This is a genomic window from aff. Roholtiella sp. LEGE 12411 (assembly GCF_015206995.1).
In the GTDB taxonomy this organism is placed as follows: Bacteria; Cyanobacteriota; Cyanobacteriia; order Cyanobacteriales; family Nostocaceae; genus Komarekiella.
In genome coordinates, this window is sequence record NZ_JADEXR010000071.1 from 13,480 (window position 1) to 28,765 (window position 15,286).

14 protein-coding genes and 1 pseudogene are annotated in these 15,286 nt (G+C 41.4%); 7 read left to right on the forward strand and 8 right to left on the reverse strand.

Going from position 1 to position 15,286, the window contains the following annotated elements:
- Positions 1-32 precede the first annotated feature (32 nt).
- Both ccsB and IQ246_RS16560 read left to right on the forward strand, forming a co-directional pair.
- The gene (gene ccsB, locus IQ246_RS16555) at positions 33-1,094 is read left to right on the forward strand and encodes a c-type cytochrome biogenesis protein CcsB (protein ID WP_194004445.1); all 1,062 of its coding nucleotides are present in this window, start codon (positions 33-35) and stop codon (positions 1,092-1,094) included.
- A 129-nt stretch (positions 1,095-1,223) separates the two neighbouring features.
- On the forward strand, positions 1,224-1,535 hold the full coding sequence (locus IQ246_RS16560) for a KGK domain-containing protein (RefSeq protein ID WP_194004446.1): 312 nt from the start codon (positions 1,224-1,226) through the stop codon (positions 1,533-1,535).
- 718 nt (positions 1,536-2,253) lie between these two features.
- Here the strand turns inward: IQ246_RS16560 and IQ246_RS16565 are convergent.
- A complete protein-coding gene (locus tag IQ246_RS16565; RefSeq protein WP_194004447.1) occupies positions 2,254-2,835 on the reverse strand; it encodes a hypothetical protein in 582 nt (193 codons plus the stop codon).
- A gap of 200 nt (positions 2,836-3,035) precedes the next feature.
- Entirely contained in the window at positions 3,036-4,385 is a 1,350-nt protein-coding gene (locus IQ246_RS16570; protein WP_194004448.1) for an OB-fold nucleic acid binding domain-containing protein, read from the reverse strand.
- 350 nt (positions 4,386-4,735) lie between these two features.
- Between IQ246_RS16570 and gatA the strand changes: the two genes are divergently transcribed.
- On the forward strand, positions 4,736-6,196 hold the full coding sequence (gene gatA / locus IQ246_RS16575) for an Asp-tRNA(Asn)/Glu-tRNA(Gln) amidotransferase subunit GatA (protein WP_194004449.1): 1,461 nt from the start codon (positions 4,736-4,738) through the stop codon (positions 6,194-6,196).
- Between the two features lie 24 nt (positions 6,197-6,220).
- On the opposite strand, the gene IQ246_RS16580 is transcribed toward gatA, so the two are convergent.
- Positions 6,221-7,666, reverse strand: coding sequence for a deoxyribodipyrimidine photo-lyase, 8-HDF type (locus IQ246_RS16580; protein WP_194004450.1), 1,446 nt, complete (start codon positions 7,664-7,666; stop codon positions 6,221-6,223).
- A 265-nt stretch (positions 7,667-7,931) separates the two neighbouring features.
- Here IQ246_RS16580 and IQ246_RS16585 point away from each other — a divergent pair, with 265 nt between their 5' ends.
- The gene (locus IQ246_RS16585; RefSeq protein ID WP_194004451.1) at positions 7,932-8,804 is read left to right on the forward strand and encodes an exosortase-dependent surface protein XDP2; all 873 of its coding nucleotides are present in this window, start codon (positions 7,932-7,934) and stop codon (positions 8,802-8,804) included.
- A gap of 205 nt (positions 8,805-9,009) precedes the next feature.
- Positions 9,010-9,564: an acireductone dioxygenase gene (locus IQ246_RS16590; RefSeq protein WP_194004452.1), complete on the forward strand. Its 555-nt coding sequence runs from the start codon at positions 9,010-9,012 to the stop codon at positions 9,562-9,564.
- A gap of 50 nt (positions 9,565-9,614) precedes the next feature.
- Here the strand turns inward: IQ246_RS16590 and IQ246_RS16595 are convergent, their stop codons facing one another.
- The gene (locus tag IQ246_RS16595) at positions 9,615-10,412 is read right to left on the reverse strand and encodes a hypothetical protein (protein WP_194004453.1); all 798 of its coding nucleotides are present in this window, start codon (positions 10,410-10,412) and stop codon (positions 9,615-9,617) included.
- Between the two features lie 21 nt (positions 10,413-10,433).
- On the opposite strand from IQ246_RS16595, the pseudogene IQ246_RS16600 reads away from it, so the two are divergent.
- Positions 10,434-10,688: pseudogene (locus IQ246_RS16600) on the forward strand (Uma2 family endonuclease); the annotation flags it as partial.
- Here the strand turns inward: IQ246_RS16600 and IQ246_RS16605 are convergent.
- From IQ246_RS16605 to fetB, 3 genes are all read right to left on the reverse strand, one after another.
- Positions 10,685-11,266, reverse strand: a complete 582-nt coding sequence (locus tag IQ246_RS16605; protein ID WP_194004454.1) for a Uma2 family endonuclease — start codon at positions 11,264-11,266, stop codon at positions 10,685-10,687. The pseudogene IQ246_RS16600 and the gene IQ246_RS16605 sit on opposite strands and share 4 nt — an antisense overlap.
- A 333-nt stretch (positions 11,267-11,599) precedes the next feature.
- Positions 11,600-11,773: a hypothetical protein gene (locus tag IQ246_RS16610; RefSeq protein WP_244142063.1), complete on the reverse strand. Its 174-nt coding sequence runs from the start codon at positions 11,771-11,773 to the stop codon at positions 11,600-11,602.
- 70 nt (positions 11,774-11,843) lie between these two features.
- Positions 11,844-12,620: an iron export ABC transporter permease subunit FetB gene (fetB, locus tag IQ246_RS16615; protein WP_194004455.1), complete on the reverse strand. Its 777-nt coding sequence runs from the start codon at positions 12,618-12,620 to the stop codon at positions 11,844-11,846.
- Between the two features lie 263 nt (positions 12,621-12,883).
- Between fetB and IQ246_RS16620 the strand changes: the two genes are divergently transcribed.
- The gene (locus tag IQ246_RS16620) at positions 12,884-14,032 is read left to right on the forward strand and encodes a DegT/DnrJ/EryC1/StrS aminotransferase family protein (protein WP_194004456.1); all 1,149 of its coding nucleotides are present in this window, start codon (positions 12,884-12,886) and stop codon (positions 14,030-14,032) included.
- A gap of 77 nt (positions 14,033-14,109) precedes the next feature.
- On the opposite strand, the gene IQ246_RS16625 is transcribed toward IQ246_RS16620, so the two are convergent.
- Complete coding sequence (locus IQ246_RS16625) at positions 14,110-14,856, reverse strand: DUF561 domain-containing protein (RefSeq protein WP_194004457.1); 747 nt, start codon at positions 14,854-14,856, stop codon at positions 14,110-14,112.
- Positions 14,857-15,286 lie beyond the last annotated feature (430 nt).

The window sequence follows — 15,286 nt, forward strand, 5'->3', positions numbered from 1 at the left end:
TATTTTCACTAATTCACTGGGGAGAACACTTTATGAATCTGGTTGTACTCCAGAACTGGCTGGACAACGCCTCATTTGCCATATTATTCCTCACTATGCTGGTGTATTGGGTAGGGGCGGCTTTTCCGAATCTGCCTTATCTAGCCGCTTTGGGGACAGCTGGGATGGCGATCGCTAATTTGTGCATGGCCACCCTACTAGGAGCACGATGGATAGAAGCTGGCTATTTTCCCTTGAGTAATCTGTATGAATCCCTGTTTTTCCTAACTTGGGGAATTACCGCCGTCCATCTAATTGCTGAAAATAACAGCCGTAGCCGTTTAGTGGGAGTTGTGACAGCTCCTGTGGCAATGGCGATCGCTGCTTTTGCTACCTTGACACTACCATCCGAAATGCAACTGTCAGAACCTTTAGTACCTGCCTTAAAGTCCAATTGGCTAATGATGCATGTTAGTGTAATGATGCTGAGTTATGCCGCTTTGATGGTGGGTTCTCTGTTAGCGATCGCTTTTCTAATTGTCACTCGCGGTCAAAACATTCAACTACAAGGTAGTTCTGTAGGTACTGGCGGCTATCGCAGCAATGGTTATCGCTTGCACAAAGTAACTGAATTGATTTCTCAACCACCAACACCCCCTGTTGAAAATAATGGCTTTACTCGTAATGAGCGCAATAACAACGGTAATGGTAACGCTAGCACTGCTGTTTTGAATTTAGTAACTGCCCCTGAGTCCCAAGTTATAGCATCTGTAGAATCCCTTTCACCCCAGCGCCTTAGTCTCGCCGAAACCCTCGACAACATCAGTTATCGCGTCATCGGTTTGGGATTTCCCCTGTTAACAATTGGCATCATTGCTGGTGGTGTTTGGGCAAATGAAGCTTGGGGTTCCTACTGGAGTTGGGATCCCAAAGAAACCTGGGCATTAATCACCTGGTTAGTATTCGCCGCCTACCTCCACTCCAGAATTACTCGTGGTTGGCAAGGGCGTCGTCCCGCAATTTTAGCCGCCGCTGGCTTTGTTGTTGTCTGGGTGTGCTATCTGGGTGTAAATCTTTTGGGTAAGGGTTTGCATTCTTACGGTTGGTTTTTCTAAAAACCTTATCCTTTCCCTCTCTCCACAGGCAAAGAGGGGGAAAGCAGCACTAATCTTTAAAATCATCATTTTATTTCGGATGAGCTGCTATGTCTGTAGAAGCTATAGATTTAGCGATCGGAGATTTTTATGGGAGATGGATTCGAGAGACTGAATCACGATGAAGTTGTGTCTATAGAAGCAGACACCTTTAATAAATTAGATATTGCTAAAACTTTCAAAGTCCGTGATTTGATTGCAGCGATTAAAGAATATATTGGGGCAGAGGGAACAGTTGAAGCAAATCTGTATACTCAAGGCTTAAATTGTGAAGTTCTGCAATTTAGTACCGAGGGGTGGAAAAAAGGAAAAGTTAGACTTGCTTTAGAATTTTGTCTTGATGAACCTGAATCGCCACTTGATGAAATTCATCAACAACTCAAACAAGTGGAAAACTTATAAGGTTGGTAGTGTTCAACTCGAAAAATTCTCCCGCGGCGGCTTTCGCCGCTCAAAGCTTCTCCTTCCAAGACGCTACGCCTAGCTTACTTTCCGGTAGGGGTACGGTAGGCGCAATAATTTCTCATACCATTGCCAAAAATCTTTGCAACAAATGAATTGGCTATAAGGGTGTATGGCTGTATATCCTACCAATATATCTGTATCAGGCATTTCTTAAATTTAACAGCACAGATGGACGCCGATAAGACAGAAAATTATCTGTGTCCATCTATGTTTATGACTCTGACAATTTACAACACCCTCACACCTCGCAAAGAACCTTTTTATCCGCAAGAACCAGGGAAGGTAAAAACTCATAGATAAACCAGATGCTACAACTGTGTGGCATTCGTAAAGTTAGCAATTTTCTTGCTACTATATTCCAAATTATATAAAAATGATTATCATTACATTTATGTCTGTACCAAACATTATTGTCGTTGCTGGTTCATCTGGGGCTGGAAAAACTACCTGGGTTTGTCAACAGATGCGAGATATCGCCGGTAAGGGATTTCAAAGCCAGCTTTTATAGTTTATGTTAGTAAACCACGCAATTTACAAAAATTGCAGTCAGCTAGCTAAATCCTTCGTTAATTATAGTGGAGTTAGTAATAATTAATCACTTATTGCAAACTGAAAATATTAATTTAATTACATTCTGGTAATGTACCAACTATGATTAGCGATTAGTGGGATTAATTAGTTTACTCATTTCATAAGCTGTATCGCTTTTATTATAATTTTTACGCCATTGTTCAAGATGATTTATAGATATTGATTTTGTTACAACATTTACACCATTTCCACGCCAAGCTATTTCCGAATCTGTTGTAAAAACCCCACACTCTAGTTGATCAAGCCTCATATTCCAATATTGGCTAAATCGGCTTTTTAAGGTAATAACTTGTTCAAATACCTTGTTCCTGTGCTTATTTCTTCTTTTTCTCTCCGTTGCTCCTGTCGCTTCCGTATCAATAAATTTAGTTTCAATTAAAAATAGACTACCTTTAAATGTTAGGTAGACAAAATCACACTTACCTAAATCTGTATAGTCAGCAATTGGAGATTTTTCAAATAGCAACAGTTCAGCACATGAAGGAAATAAATCTTTCATATTTAAAAATAAATAAGCCTGTAATAGAAGTTCCTTATCATAAGGAAACACGATCACTCCTTCAAAAAATTTTTTAATGTCCTCATGAGTTTGAGGTTGAATTTTTCTACAATACGAAACAAATTTATTTAGCTCATTCACGGTCATCAATTTTTAGCTCCTTCCCCAGTCGCCGCCTATACGGTCATAGCATAAAAATATACTTTAAAATTTCGGAAAGTATCATCCGCAGAAGTAACTAAAAAAACTTTTAGTTTTCTAAATACTAAGGTTATCTACTGTTGACAGTTAAGTAAAACTAATAGCAAGCTGCTTATAGTTAGTACTGCTATTTTCATCCCCTAGCGTTAGCCACTAGTCAGCAGTTTTACATGAGCAAGAAACCTAGCATTTTGTAAAGCTTGAACAGTTATTCTAGAATCTTGTACGCAAAATTGCCAACCCAAGCGAACAAGTTTACGAGAATTTTCAGTTTGTATAATACCTATCACTGGCATTTTTGCTTTTTCTTTATCCCCTGACTGTTCTTGCAAAATAGTTTTCAAACGATGTAATTCTTCGATATTACCTGCTTGTTGAGGATTGAGTTCCACCATCACCATTTGTACTGTTTCTACTGGTTCTGCATCTTCAACAATAAATTGAGTTTGTTCGTCTCGTCGGTCTACTTTACCCCAAATAATTAATCTGGTATCAACTTGGAGTAGCAAACTAATACGTTCATAAGTTTTGGGAAAGACTACTGCTTCCGATTGTGTGGTTAGATCTTCTATTTGCAAAATTGCCATTGAATCACCTTTTTTGGTGACTACTTTTTTTACACCATTCAACATAACAACTGCACAAAGCTTTGTTTCTTCTCTTTGTTCGCCAAGTTGTGAAAGGTTAATTGGAGTTAACAAAGGTGCTATTTGACTTAAAGATTTTAAAGGATGATCTGATACATAAAAACCCAAGAGTTCTTTTTCCCTCCGCAACTTTTCCTGTGGAGGAAAATCTATTACAGGTTTCGCTTTAGGAGCAGTTTCAAAAGCATTATTCGCTCTTTTATTCTGATTAGAAGAAAATCCGCCTAATAAATCAAAGAGATTTCCCTGACCGCTAGCTCTATCTTTTGCTCGTGATTGTGCCCAATCGTATACTAATTCTAGGTCTTGAATTAGCTGTTGGCGGTTAGCTTCAATTTTATCAAAAGCTCCACAGTAAATCAGAGATTCCAGAGTCCGGCGATTAACAGCACGTAAATCTACTCGATCACAAAAATCAGCCAGAGATTTAAACTCCCCTGTCTCATTCCTTGCTTCCAAAATACAGGCGATCGCATTTTGACCTACATTACGCACCGCTGAAAATCCAAATAAAATCTTTTTTGCCGTTGGCGTAAAATCTACACCAGAACGATTAATATCTGGCGGTTCTATCTGAATACCCATATTTGTACAGTTAGTTATATACCTCTGCACTTTATCGATATCACCACTGTTAGCTGTCAACAGTGCCGCCATATACTCCAACGGGTAATTAGCTTTTAAATATGCTGTTTGATAAGTAATATATCCATAGGCAGTTGAATGAGATTTATTGAAACAATTAGCAGCTATTAAACCATTTTTGATGACAAAATTATGGTCATGCTCAACCCCAATATCATAGACATTTTGTTTGCCTATATATTTACGTGTAACTATTTTAACCATTTTTTCCTACTCCCAAAATAAATTATGTAAGTTTATTAATTGATAAAACTATCAGGGTTTTAGACTGGGCAGCGTCTATAATACAAGACTTTCTGACAATCAAATATTGCTATACTTTTACACAAAAAGAGCCACAAGTTCTCAAATTTTGATAAATTAATAAATATCCAGTTAACAAACAGTTATTTGCTGACTTTAAAGCTTGTTTAATACATATAAATTAGCTGATTTATTAAATTAATAAACGTATATATCACAAAAATATAGACCATTTGGGCGACTAACCCAACTGAGCAAAAATCGTCAATATGTACTAAAATCAAGGACTTGAGTCATAATAGAGAGCAATCATGGCATCCATCCGCGAGTTGCACGAACAGCTAATTAAAAAAGAACGTTCTGCCGTCGAAATTACCCAAGAAGCTTTAGACCGCATTCAAGCATTAGAGCCGAAATTGCACAGTTTCTTATATGTAACGACACAACAGGCATTAGAGCAGGCTCGTGCTGTGGATGCCAAAATTGCTGCGGGAGAAGAAATTGGCATCCTGGCAGGAATTCCTATTGGCATCAAGGACAATATGTGCACCAAGGGGATTCCCACCACCTGCGCCTCTGAGATTTTGAAAAATTTTGTGCCCCCTTATGAATCAACTGTGACGCAAAAATTGGTTGACTCTGGGGCTGTGATGGTAGGCAAAACTAATTTAGATGAGTTTGCAATGGGCGGTTCCACAGAAAACTCTGCTTACCATACCACAGCTAATCCTTGGGATTTGTCGAGGGTTCCGGGTGGTTCTTCTGGGGGTTCAGCAGCAGCCGTAGCAGCGGATGAATGCGTTGTTGCTATCGGTTCTGATACTGGTGGTTCGATTCGACAACCTGCATCTTTCTGCGGTGTAGTAGGGATGAAACCGACTTATGGACTAGTTTCTCGCTACGGATTGGTGGCTTTTGCTTCGTCTTTGGATCAAATTGGGCCATTTGGACGCTCAGTAGAAGATAGCGCAATATTGTTGAATGCGATCGCAGGTCACGATCCCAAAGACTCCACTAGCCTTAAAGTTCCAATTCCCAATTATGCTGCTAGCTTAAAACCAGACCTCAGAGCCAGAGGACGCTTAAGAATTGGTGTAATCAAAGAAACTTTTGGGGAAGGTCTGGACTCTGTTGTAGAACAAACTGTTACTACAGCAATTGATCAATTACAAAGTTTAGGCGCAGAAATTCATATAATTTCCTGTCCCCGGTTTCGCTATGGCGTACCTAGCTACTACATCATCGCCCCGTCTGAAGCGTCAGCAAACCTAGCTCGTTACGATGGTGTTAAGTATGGTTATCGTGCTCCAGGCACAGACAATCTATTATCAATGTACACTCGTACCCGTGCCACTGGTTTTGGTACAGAAGTCAAGCGCCGAATTATGATTGGCACCTATGCCCTTTCTGCTGGTTATTATGATGCCTACTACCTGAAAGCGCAAAAAGTCCGCACCTTGATTAAGCAAGACTTTGAAAAGGCTTTTGAACAAGTTGATGTCCTAGCCTGTCCTACTGTTCCCACGACAGCTTTTAAAGCAGGGGAAAAAAATACCGACCCCTTGAGTATGTACTTACTAGACTTGATGACGATTCCGGTGAATCTTGCTGGTTTACCTGGTTTAAGTGTGCCATGCGGTTTTGATGACAACGGATTACCAATTGGATTACAGCTCATTGGAAAAGTGCTGCGAGAAGACCAACTGTTTCAGGTGGCTTATGCTTATGAGCAATCCACCACTTGGCATCTGCGTCAACCACAAATATCTTAGTGCGATCAATCGCGTCTCTACTCTTTACTCAGCACTACTAAAGGCTTTTTGCTGCTGATAACGTTGTTTAAACTGCTGTTGCTGTATTCTATGATCCACAATTGGTTCTGGATAACCAACAGCATGACGTTCCAAAGGTGAAATTTTACCGGTAACTAAATATTCTGTATCCACAGAGCGCAATTCGGGAATCCATTGCCGGATATATTCCCCGTCTGGGTCAAATTTTTGCGATTGACTGGCTGGATTAAAAATCCGCACGGGTTTGGGATCCATCCCACTTGAAGCACTCCATTGCCAACCGCCATTGTTGGCAGATAAATCACCATCAATTAGATGCTGCATAAAATATTTTTCTCCCAATTGGGGATTAATCAGCAAGTCTTTGGTGAGGAAACTGGCGACAATCATCCGACAGCGGTTGTGCATCCAGCCGATTTCATTCATCTGGCGCATCGCTGCATCTACGATGGGATAGCCGGTTCTTCCCTCACACCAAGCTTGGAAATGTTCTTCGTTAGTTTCCCAAGGGAAGCTTTTGAAGGTTTCGCGGTAAGCACCATCAGCCAATTCGGGGAAATTATACATTGCGTGTTGATAAAATTCCCGCCATGCTAATTCTTGTTGCCATGTACGGATATTGGTTGCTGCTTCATCGCTACGGCTATTTTCTAGCACTTCTATTGTGGCTTGCCAAACATCACGAATGCCAATGACGCCAAATTTTAAAGCTGCGCTCAGTTGCGATGTTCCCTCTACTGCGGGAAAATTGCGCTGTTCTTGATATTCAGTGATTGCTCTTGTAGTGAATTCTTCCAGCTTGGCTTGCGCCGCTGCTTCTCCTGGTGAGATGATCAATTCTCCATCCCAGATAAATCCTAAATCTTTTGCTGAGGGTAAGGCGATCGCTCCTGCTTGTTTGGCAATTTCCTGTTCTGTTGTCGTTAATCCCTCAATATTTTCCAGAGTTTCTACTGGATTCGCCTTTGGTTTACTAATCCAATTTTTCCAGAAGGGAGTGTAAACAGTGTAGCGGCCGTTAGAACCTGTACGAATTTCTTCGGGAGTGTGGAGAATCTGATCCCAATTTTGGTCAAGAAACTGAATGCCATTTTCTTGGAGAGCATTGATGATGGTGCGATCGCGTTCTTGCGAGTACGGTTCCACATCCCAATTCCAAAAAACACCTCTGGCTCCCAAAGCCGCCGCTAAAGTTGGTATCGCTTGTACAGGATGAGCGTGAAGTATTAACAATTGGCTGCCCACTTGAGCATATCGCTCCTGTAGTTTCTGCAAACAGCCGATCATATAAGTTACTCTGGCTGGAGCAACATCATCCCGTTCCAGAATATTCGGATCAAGGCAAAAAACACCCACAATCTTTGAACTCTGCTGTCTTGCCGCAGCCAGTCCTGTATTGTCAGAAATGCGTAAATCTCGGCGATGCCAAAACAGAATTAGGTTAGACATTCCATACTTAGAACAGTTCACTTGTACTAGCTTAGACGTTAGTGGTACCGTTGAGCATCATTCTACCGATAAATTTCTTCTAGCAACTTTGATCTATTAGTCATATTCATTCCTTGTTTAGTGCTTGTATAGATATTCAAATTGGAACTCAAATGCATTGATATGTGCCAGTTTAAAGAGCGGAATGTGGGGTAATAGATTTACCAAAACTATATGGGATATTTACTGGGTATTTACTTATCAGGTGCTGCTTCGATATAAAGTTATGAGATTCCAATTTAAATCTTTTATTGCCTTTACATTGTTTGCTATTGGCTCTAATATATATATTTCTCCATCTGCCCAAGCCGCAAACTTTAAGACAAATTTTACTCCAGAAAAATATAATTCTCAAAAAGATATTTTGTTAAATTCTATTACTCAAAATCAGAATACATTTGATAATTTTTCCTTAGTCCAATCAGCCGAAATCTTATATAATACACCGATTACAGGCGTTCAACCTGGAAGTAGCAGCATCCCTGGGCCAGGCAACAACAATACTGGATCTGCCAGCACAGAGAGAGGAGATAATGCCACTTTTCCTGTGCCTGTTTCTGGGCTAAATAATCCAACTAATAACGAAATTGTCGCCTTTTTAAGTAACCGCAACTTAAATAATCTTCTTGATACAGAGGACACTGGTGCTTCTAAAATCAACCTATTCTTCGACAGTTCTATCCAACAAGATAATACGGGATTAGATAACTTGTTCTTCTGGGAACGAGGCATGAACAGTGACTTAGGAGTTCAAGCGATTGATAGCACTGGAAAATTACTCGGTAACTTCTTAAAACTATCTAGGAATGAGCAAAAAAGCGCAGGCTACGCAATAGATACCACAGAGATAGGTGGTTCTCAACAAGTTGGCTATTGGGGAGTTAATCTCAGTCAATTGGGTGTTGATTCTCTCAGTGGGATTCAAGTGATAGCTAAGAGTAAAGCTAATGGTGATTTAGAAGATTACAACGGCCCTGATTACAAGGTAGTGGCTAGAAAAACAACTAGAAGAGTACCTGAGCCGGGTACTGTGCTGGGTTTAGGAATAATTGCTGGAACTATCGGCTTATTGCGCCGTCGTCGTCTTACTGGTGTCTAATAATTTTAGGACTCACGCATGGTTACGAAAAATTCAAGCGCTGGTTGTTACGGTTTGAACTTTTGTAGCCAATGCAGCTTCATTTATCAGCAATGTTTAAGTATTTGACTGACATTCAATAAATCACCAGTTTGTCTATCGGAAAGAGTGGCTTTTTGACTCAAAGTTAAGTATACTCTTCTTAACAGTTAACTAGTCTTTTGTTATGGCTACTCTACTTCTTGACGACGGCACAATCGAGAGCGATTTAAGCGAAATAACTCGTGAACTTGCACCTTTGGGCATCCAACTCAGACACTACGACCCAGGAACATCGCTTTTGTTCACAAACTTGCTAGACCAAGACGTTGTGAGTGAGTCTGAGAAACACTACATTGTAGAACTCCATAACAGCGTCTTTGAATTTATTCAGCAAGAAAACGACTCTTTCTGGTGTGACCTGTTGAGTATGCATCCAGGTTCGCCAAACCTTCACCAAGTGATAGTAACCTATAGCCGCTACCATACTCACACCGCTGCTGAACCTCTCTACGTTTTGGCAGGAGAGATGATTTATGGCTTTGTGCGACCAGATGGTAGCCAAGTACAGCTTTTAGTTGAGGCACAAGACTATCTCTGCATTCCCGCAGGAATTGAACATTGGTGTAGCCCGACTGCATCATTGCATTTTAAAGCAGTACGTTACTTTGCGATCGCCGATGGTTGGATTCCAAATTATACAGGAACTCTGTTGAGTGATTCGCTCAACAAACCGCGCTAAAACTAAATTCCAATTGCGAGAGGAGTTTATGCAGGAATCTGTAGTCTATTTCACTCAACTTCTTCGCAGCGGATTAACAGCATTTCCATGGCCTCAGCCAGGGAAATCAACTCTGTCCAAGAGGAACCACTGACTAAACTTTGAGCGTGAGCTAATCGATTTCGCAGCTGTTCAGCAGATTTAAGAAAGCGTTCACCAGATCGCTTGGACTTCAATCCCAATTGTTCGAGAAGTTCTGGCTGATTTAAAACCAACTCTCGCTTATCGCAAAATTGTAAGTAATCTAATAAATCTGTTGCTTCATTTCTTTCCTGACTCTCTCGCCATAAACGTTGGGCAACTTTTAACCGTTCAGGTTTGAGGACTTGTTGCCAAGAATCTTGGGGATAGTAAAGCCGCACCAGCCGCAGTAAATTCATCTCTAGCAACGTCACTAAGCCAAACAGCAGCATTCGCGCGGGTGCTTTCTGCAAGTCGCCACAGGTAACAATCCCACTCACCTGATTACAATCCAGGACAAACAATCGAGGAGTTTGTTGCAGGATGGGTAGCAATTTCATTAGTGGTGTGGAAATCGCAATCAGTTCTTTGGGATGAAACACCCGTTGATAGTCGCTACACTTGCCAGATTTGGCTTGTATCAAACTGGAGCGTTCAACATAACCGCTAATAGTATCTCCCGTCTCAAGCCCAACAACATCAAAATCCTGTGCGCGCATCCAATGCAGCACTTCTGAGACTTCCGAATCAGCTGGTACAGCTTTTAGGGATTCTGCCACATATTCAATTGTGATATTGTTTTCAAACAAACTCCGCAGGTCTTGGGAACGGGATTTTAGGTGTTTCATCTGCCTTTAGCCATAAGACATCTAATGAAAGTTAATGAACGGGGACATTACCCAATTGCTCCTATGGGTGTAGAGTTGGGAATCTGGCAAGGATTTTATCAGAATGCAGAGTTACCTTGGTTGCGGTGGTGGGATGCACAAGGAAATTTACTGTTAACTGGTGAAGAACGTGCTTTGAATGAGCGACAGAAACGAGAGAGAATTGTAGAGAAATTGCGTACTCTGTCTCCTGAACAACTCAATGCTTTAGGAATTGACCCAGAAATGTTAGATTAGGCAATATTCTCATCTACTAATAATACATCTTCATATATTTGGGCGATCGCACAACGAAAATCAACGCTAGCTAAATGGACTTCTTCTTCTTTTTCATAAGGATAAAGTACCCATTGTCTATCTTCATTGCGGCGAAAGCATTCTACACTCATTCGGTCTGGTGAAATTAGCACATATTCTTGTAGGGATTCTACGTGTCGGTAGCTGGCAAATTTCTTCCCTCTGTCATAGCCTTCTGTTGACTCAGAAAGCACTTCGATAATTAAACAAGGATAGCACTTAAAATATTCAAATTCTTGATCTCGTATATCGCAAGTCACCATTACATCGGGATAAAAATAGCGATTTATGACATCGATTTGTGCTTTCATATCTAACATATAGACACGGCAACCACCACCCCGGAGATGGTTTCGCAACAGCATAGATACATTCATGCTAACTGTGACATGACCATCACTCGCCCCTGCCATTGCGTAGACTTGCCCATCAATATACTCGTGTTTGATTTCACTAAACTTTTCGCCCTCTAAATATTCTTTTGGGGAGATATAGTACTCACTTTGGCTAATGACCATTTTAGTACCTTAGTAGTTTCATCAAACATTTTAACCCATATAACAAGTCTAATGAGCGACAGCGCCACCACTTGCTTTCACTTTTTTGAAGAACAAAAGACTTGTCCGAAAATTAAACTAGCATAAAGATAGGATATGAAATTTTAATTTTATTAATCTTGATGACTGCCCTATCTAGCTTTTGCGGACTATACAGCATAATAAATTTTGTTCAAACACGAAATTTTAAAATCCTAGTTTTTGCTTCTAAACTATCATCAACTATGTCAAAGCCTTATTTCTACGTTGATTTAAGACATATAAGCAGCGTTGAAAACCCTTGTACAGACTGGATTATAAATTTACGGACAAGTCTAAAATAGCAATTCCACTGAGTAATAAAGCAATGCCAATAAAGTAAAAACAGTCGTTAAAAGCCATTACAAAAGCTTCACGACGGACTAGATTAGAGATGGATGCGTAGGCGTAGCCCGTCGTAGACATCGCCTGATTTTGCGCTGTACTCAAATCTGCTTCTCGACTAACAAAATACTGTCAAATGAGGTAAAACAAGAGTAATTATTCCCCCACTCCCCCCTCACCTCACCAACTGCGCGGCGGAATTGAAAAACTGACGACACAAACCCTTAGTAAGTACAACTGTTGTCAGCAAGTTAGCGAAAGCAACCATGAATATAATCAAAATTTCGTAAGATACAGCATCCAAGGGTTTGACTCCAGCTAGCAGTTGTCCGCTGGAAATTCCTGGTAATGCGACCATACCTATGAGTATCATTTGATTGAGAGCGGGAATCAATCCGGCTTTAATGGCTTCTTTGCGGTACTGGCTAACTGCTTGCTGGGGTGTTGCGCCTAAGCTCAAGTGAGTTTCGATTTCTACAGTAAAGGCGTTAATAGTGCTGACAAGACGTTCTCCAGCGATCGCAGCTGCGTTCATGGCGTTACCCAAGACTATCCCTGCTAGAGGAATCACATACTGCGGTTCGTACCATCTGTCTGGTTGAATGATCAAGAAGTTAGTGTAAAGCAGTGTCAAAGCAGTACTGATTAGAATTGCACCCCATACTAAAGGCAACAGATGAGGAATTTTTTGGCTGATCCGATTTCGTGCGACAATCGCCGTAATTGTCAACATTACTAATAAAATAGCCAAAACTGCCCAAACATTGTCCAAAGCAAAAATGAAATCTAAAATGTATCCCAATACAAGTAGTTGTAGGATGGTTCTGCCGGTAGCGAGGGCCAAGTTCAACTCTAGTCCAATTTTTTCCCACGCAGATAAACCAATGGCGATCGCCATTAATCCTACAGCAATAACCAAATCTACTACATCCAGCTTGATCAGCTCCTGCATAGGTTCTTTGTCTTTTGGTATTTTTTTCTTAAAACAACCTAAACACCTGGAACTTTGATTTGAGGTGTTGGATCTTGGTTGATATATATCACCTTTTCTGCCACTCAATGGTAGCCTTACAGTTATAAAATCTCAGCAAAACCCTTTATTGATGCGTATCTTGGGCGACTGTCTTTTAGTAGCTTTCTTTGATTAACAATATCAATCGGCAACAATTGACTGTCGAAGTGCATCCTTTGTATCTTCCGATAAAATAAGAACTCATGATCCAAAGCGTAAATCCCATCCCTGCCTTTGATATCAAGCAACAATACACCACCATCGAAGCAGAAGTTAGTGCAGCTGTCTTAGAGGTTCTGGCTTCTGGTAGTTATATCGGCGGCCCTCTAGTGGCAGGCTTTGAACAACAGTTTGCCGCTTATCATGGTGTAAGTGAATGTGTGGCTTGTAACTCTGGGACTGATGCACTCTACTTAGCACTACGAGTTTTAGAAATTGGTGCAGGCGATGAAGTGATTACAACGCCTTTCACTTTTATTGCTACATCTGAAGTGATCAGCGCCGTGGGTGCAAAGCCAGTTTTCGTGGATATTGACGCTACTACGTTTAATCTAGATTTGGGGCAAATAGCAGCGGCGATTACACCTAAAACTAAAGCAATTATCCCAGTGCATTTGTTTGGACAGCCTGTAGATATGACAGCGCTGATGGCGATCGCTCAATCTCACCATTTGTCAGTTATTGAAGATTGCGCTCAGTCTACCGGAGCAATTTGGGGCAAGCAAAAAGTCGGTAGCATTGGACACATTGGTTGCTTTAGCTTTTACCCCACCAAAAACCTTGGTGGTTGCGGTGATGGCGGAGCAATTACGACTAATGACCCAGCGATCGCCGCTAAACTGCGGATACTACGAGATCATGGTAGTAAAGTTAAATATATCCACGAGGAAATAGGTATAAATAGCCGCTTGGATGCTCTCCAAGCGGCTATTTTGCAGATTAAACTACGTTATTTAGATATATGGAATGACCGACGGCGAGCGATCGCTACTTATTACCACCAGTTTCTCAATCAAGTTCCCGGTATCATCACGCCCCAAGAATTAGCTGGGGGTATTGGAGTATGGAATCAATACACTATTCGGATATCAGGCGAGGGGCGAAACGGTTCTAGTGCCAAATATCGAGATTGGGTGCGTAATCAATTGCAAGAGCAGGGCGTGAGTTCCATGCTTTATTACCCCCACCCTTTACATTTGCAGCCAGTTTATCAAAGTTTGGGGTATCAACCAGGAGAATTACCAGTCGCAGAACAAGCCTGTCATGAGGTCATATCTTTGCCCATGTTCCCAGAACTGACACATGAACAACAAGATCAGGTGATTTATGCGCTGAAGGATTGCTTGGTGTGAAGGGAGTGGGGGAGTGGAGGAGTGGGAGTTAATGAACAATTACTCTTGTTCCTCCCTCTGTTTCCCCCTCCTGTTATCTAGGCGATCGCGCGGCTGCTAGCAGTCTCTAAGGCTTCTACTAAGCCACGCACAGCTGCAATCATTGCTACTTCGCTATTAAGTTGGTTGATGGCAGAACCGACACCAACACCAGCAGCACCAGAGGCGATCGCTAGTGCTGCTGTGACGTTAGAAATGCCTGAAGCACATAATACCGGCACTGACACTGCACGGGATATTTCATAAGCTGCTGCCAAGGTGGGGGCAGCTTTTTCGATTAATCCTAATGTGCCAGGATGAGATGGGTTACTACTGGTTCCGCCTTCGGTTTGGATGATATCGGCTCCAGCTTTTACGAGTTCCTCAGCTAGCTGTACTTGTTTGTCTAGTTCCAGGATGTGAGGAACAGTGACAGATAGGGTGATTTCTGGAAGCAAAGCGCGAGTTTGGTGAGTGAGTGCTAATACTTCTTCCGCCTCAAAGCGACGTCCTTGGGTATAGAAAGTATCGAAATTCCCAATTTCAATCAAATCAGCACCAGCGGCTACAGCTTGTACAAATTTTTCTGGCTCTACTGCTGATACACAAATTGGTAAATTGATCAAATGCTTAGTTAGTTGAACTAAGGCAGGATCGGCAGCAATATCGACAAAAGTAGCACCGCCAATTTCAGCAGCTTTGACAATAGCAGCGACGCGATCGCCATCAAAGTTATTCAAACCGCTGATCACTTTGAGGACACGGCGGTTAGTAAATGCACGTTGGAGAGTAGGATGCATTGTCATGGTTCGTTTTTGGAAGCTACGAAAATAAGGACTATTCTACCGTCCCTCTGTTGATGCAGAGCCTAAATCATTACGGCAATTGCCAAATCTTGATAGTTTATCGTTCTTTCAGATTTGCGATCGCTATGTTGGTGAACTGCGGTGTCCAGATCCCCGACTTTTTTGAGAAGTCAGGGATCTAACTCCCAAGTAAAGGAATTTTGCCAACTCACCAACCTGCTTAATAATTGCGCCTACAGTTAGGACTTACGCTGTCATATTTTTTCATCAAGATTGTCCAAAGTCATCAGACATCTATAGCTAATAGGACTTACGCAACTGGCACACAAGGCTTCTGGTATAAGAGTCAAGGGTCAAGGGTCAAGGGTCAAAAATCAAGGTTTTTTGGACTTTTGACCTTTGACTCTGGACAACCTCTGGCGTTAAAAAT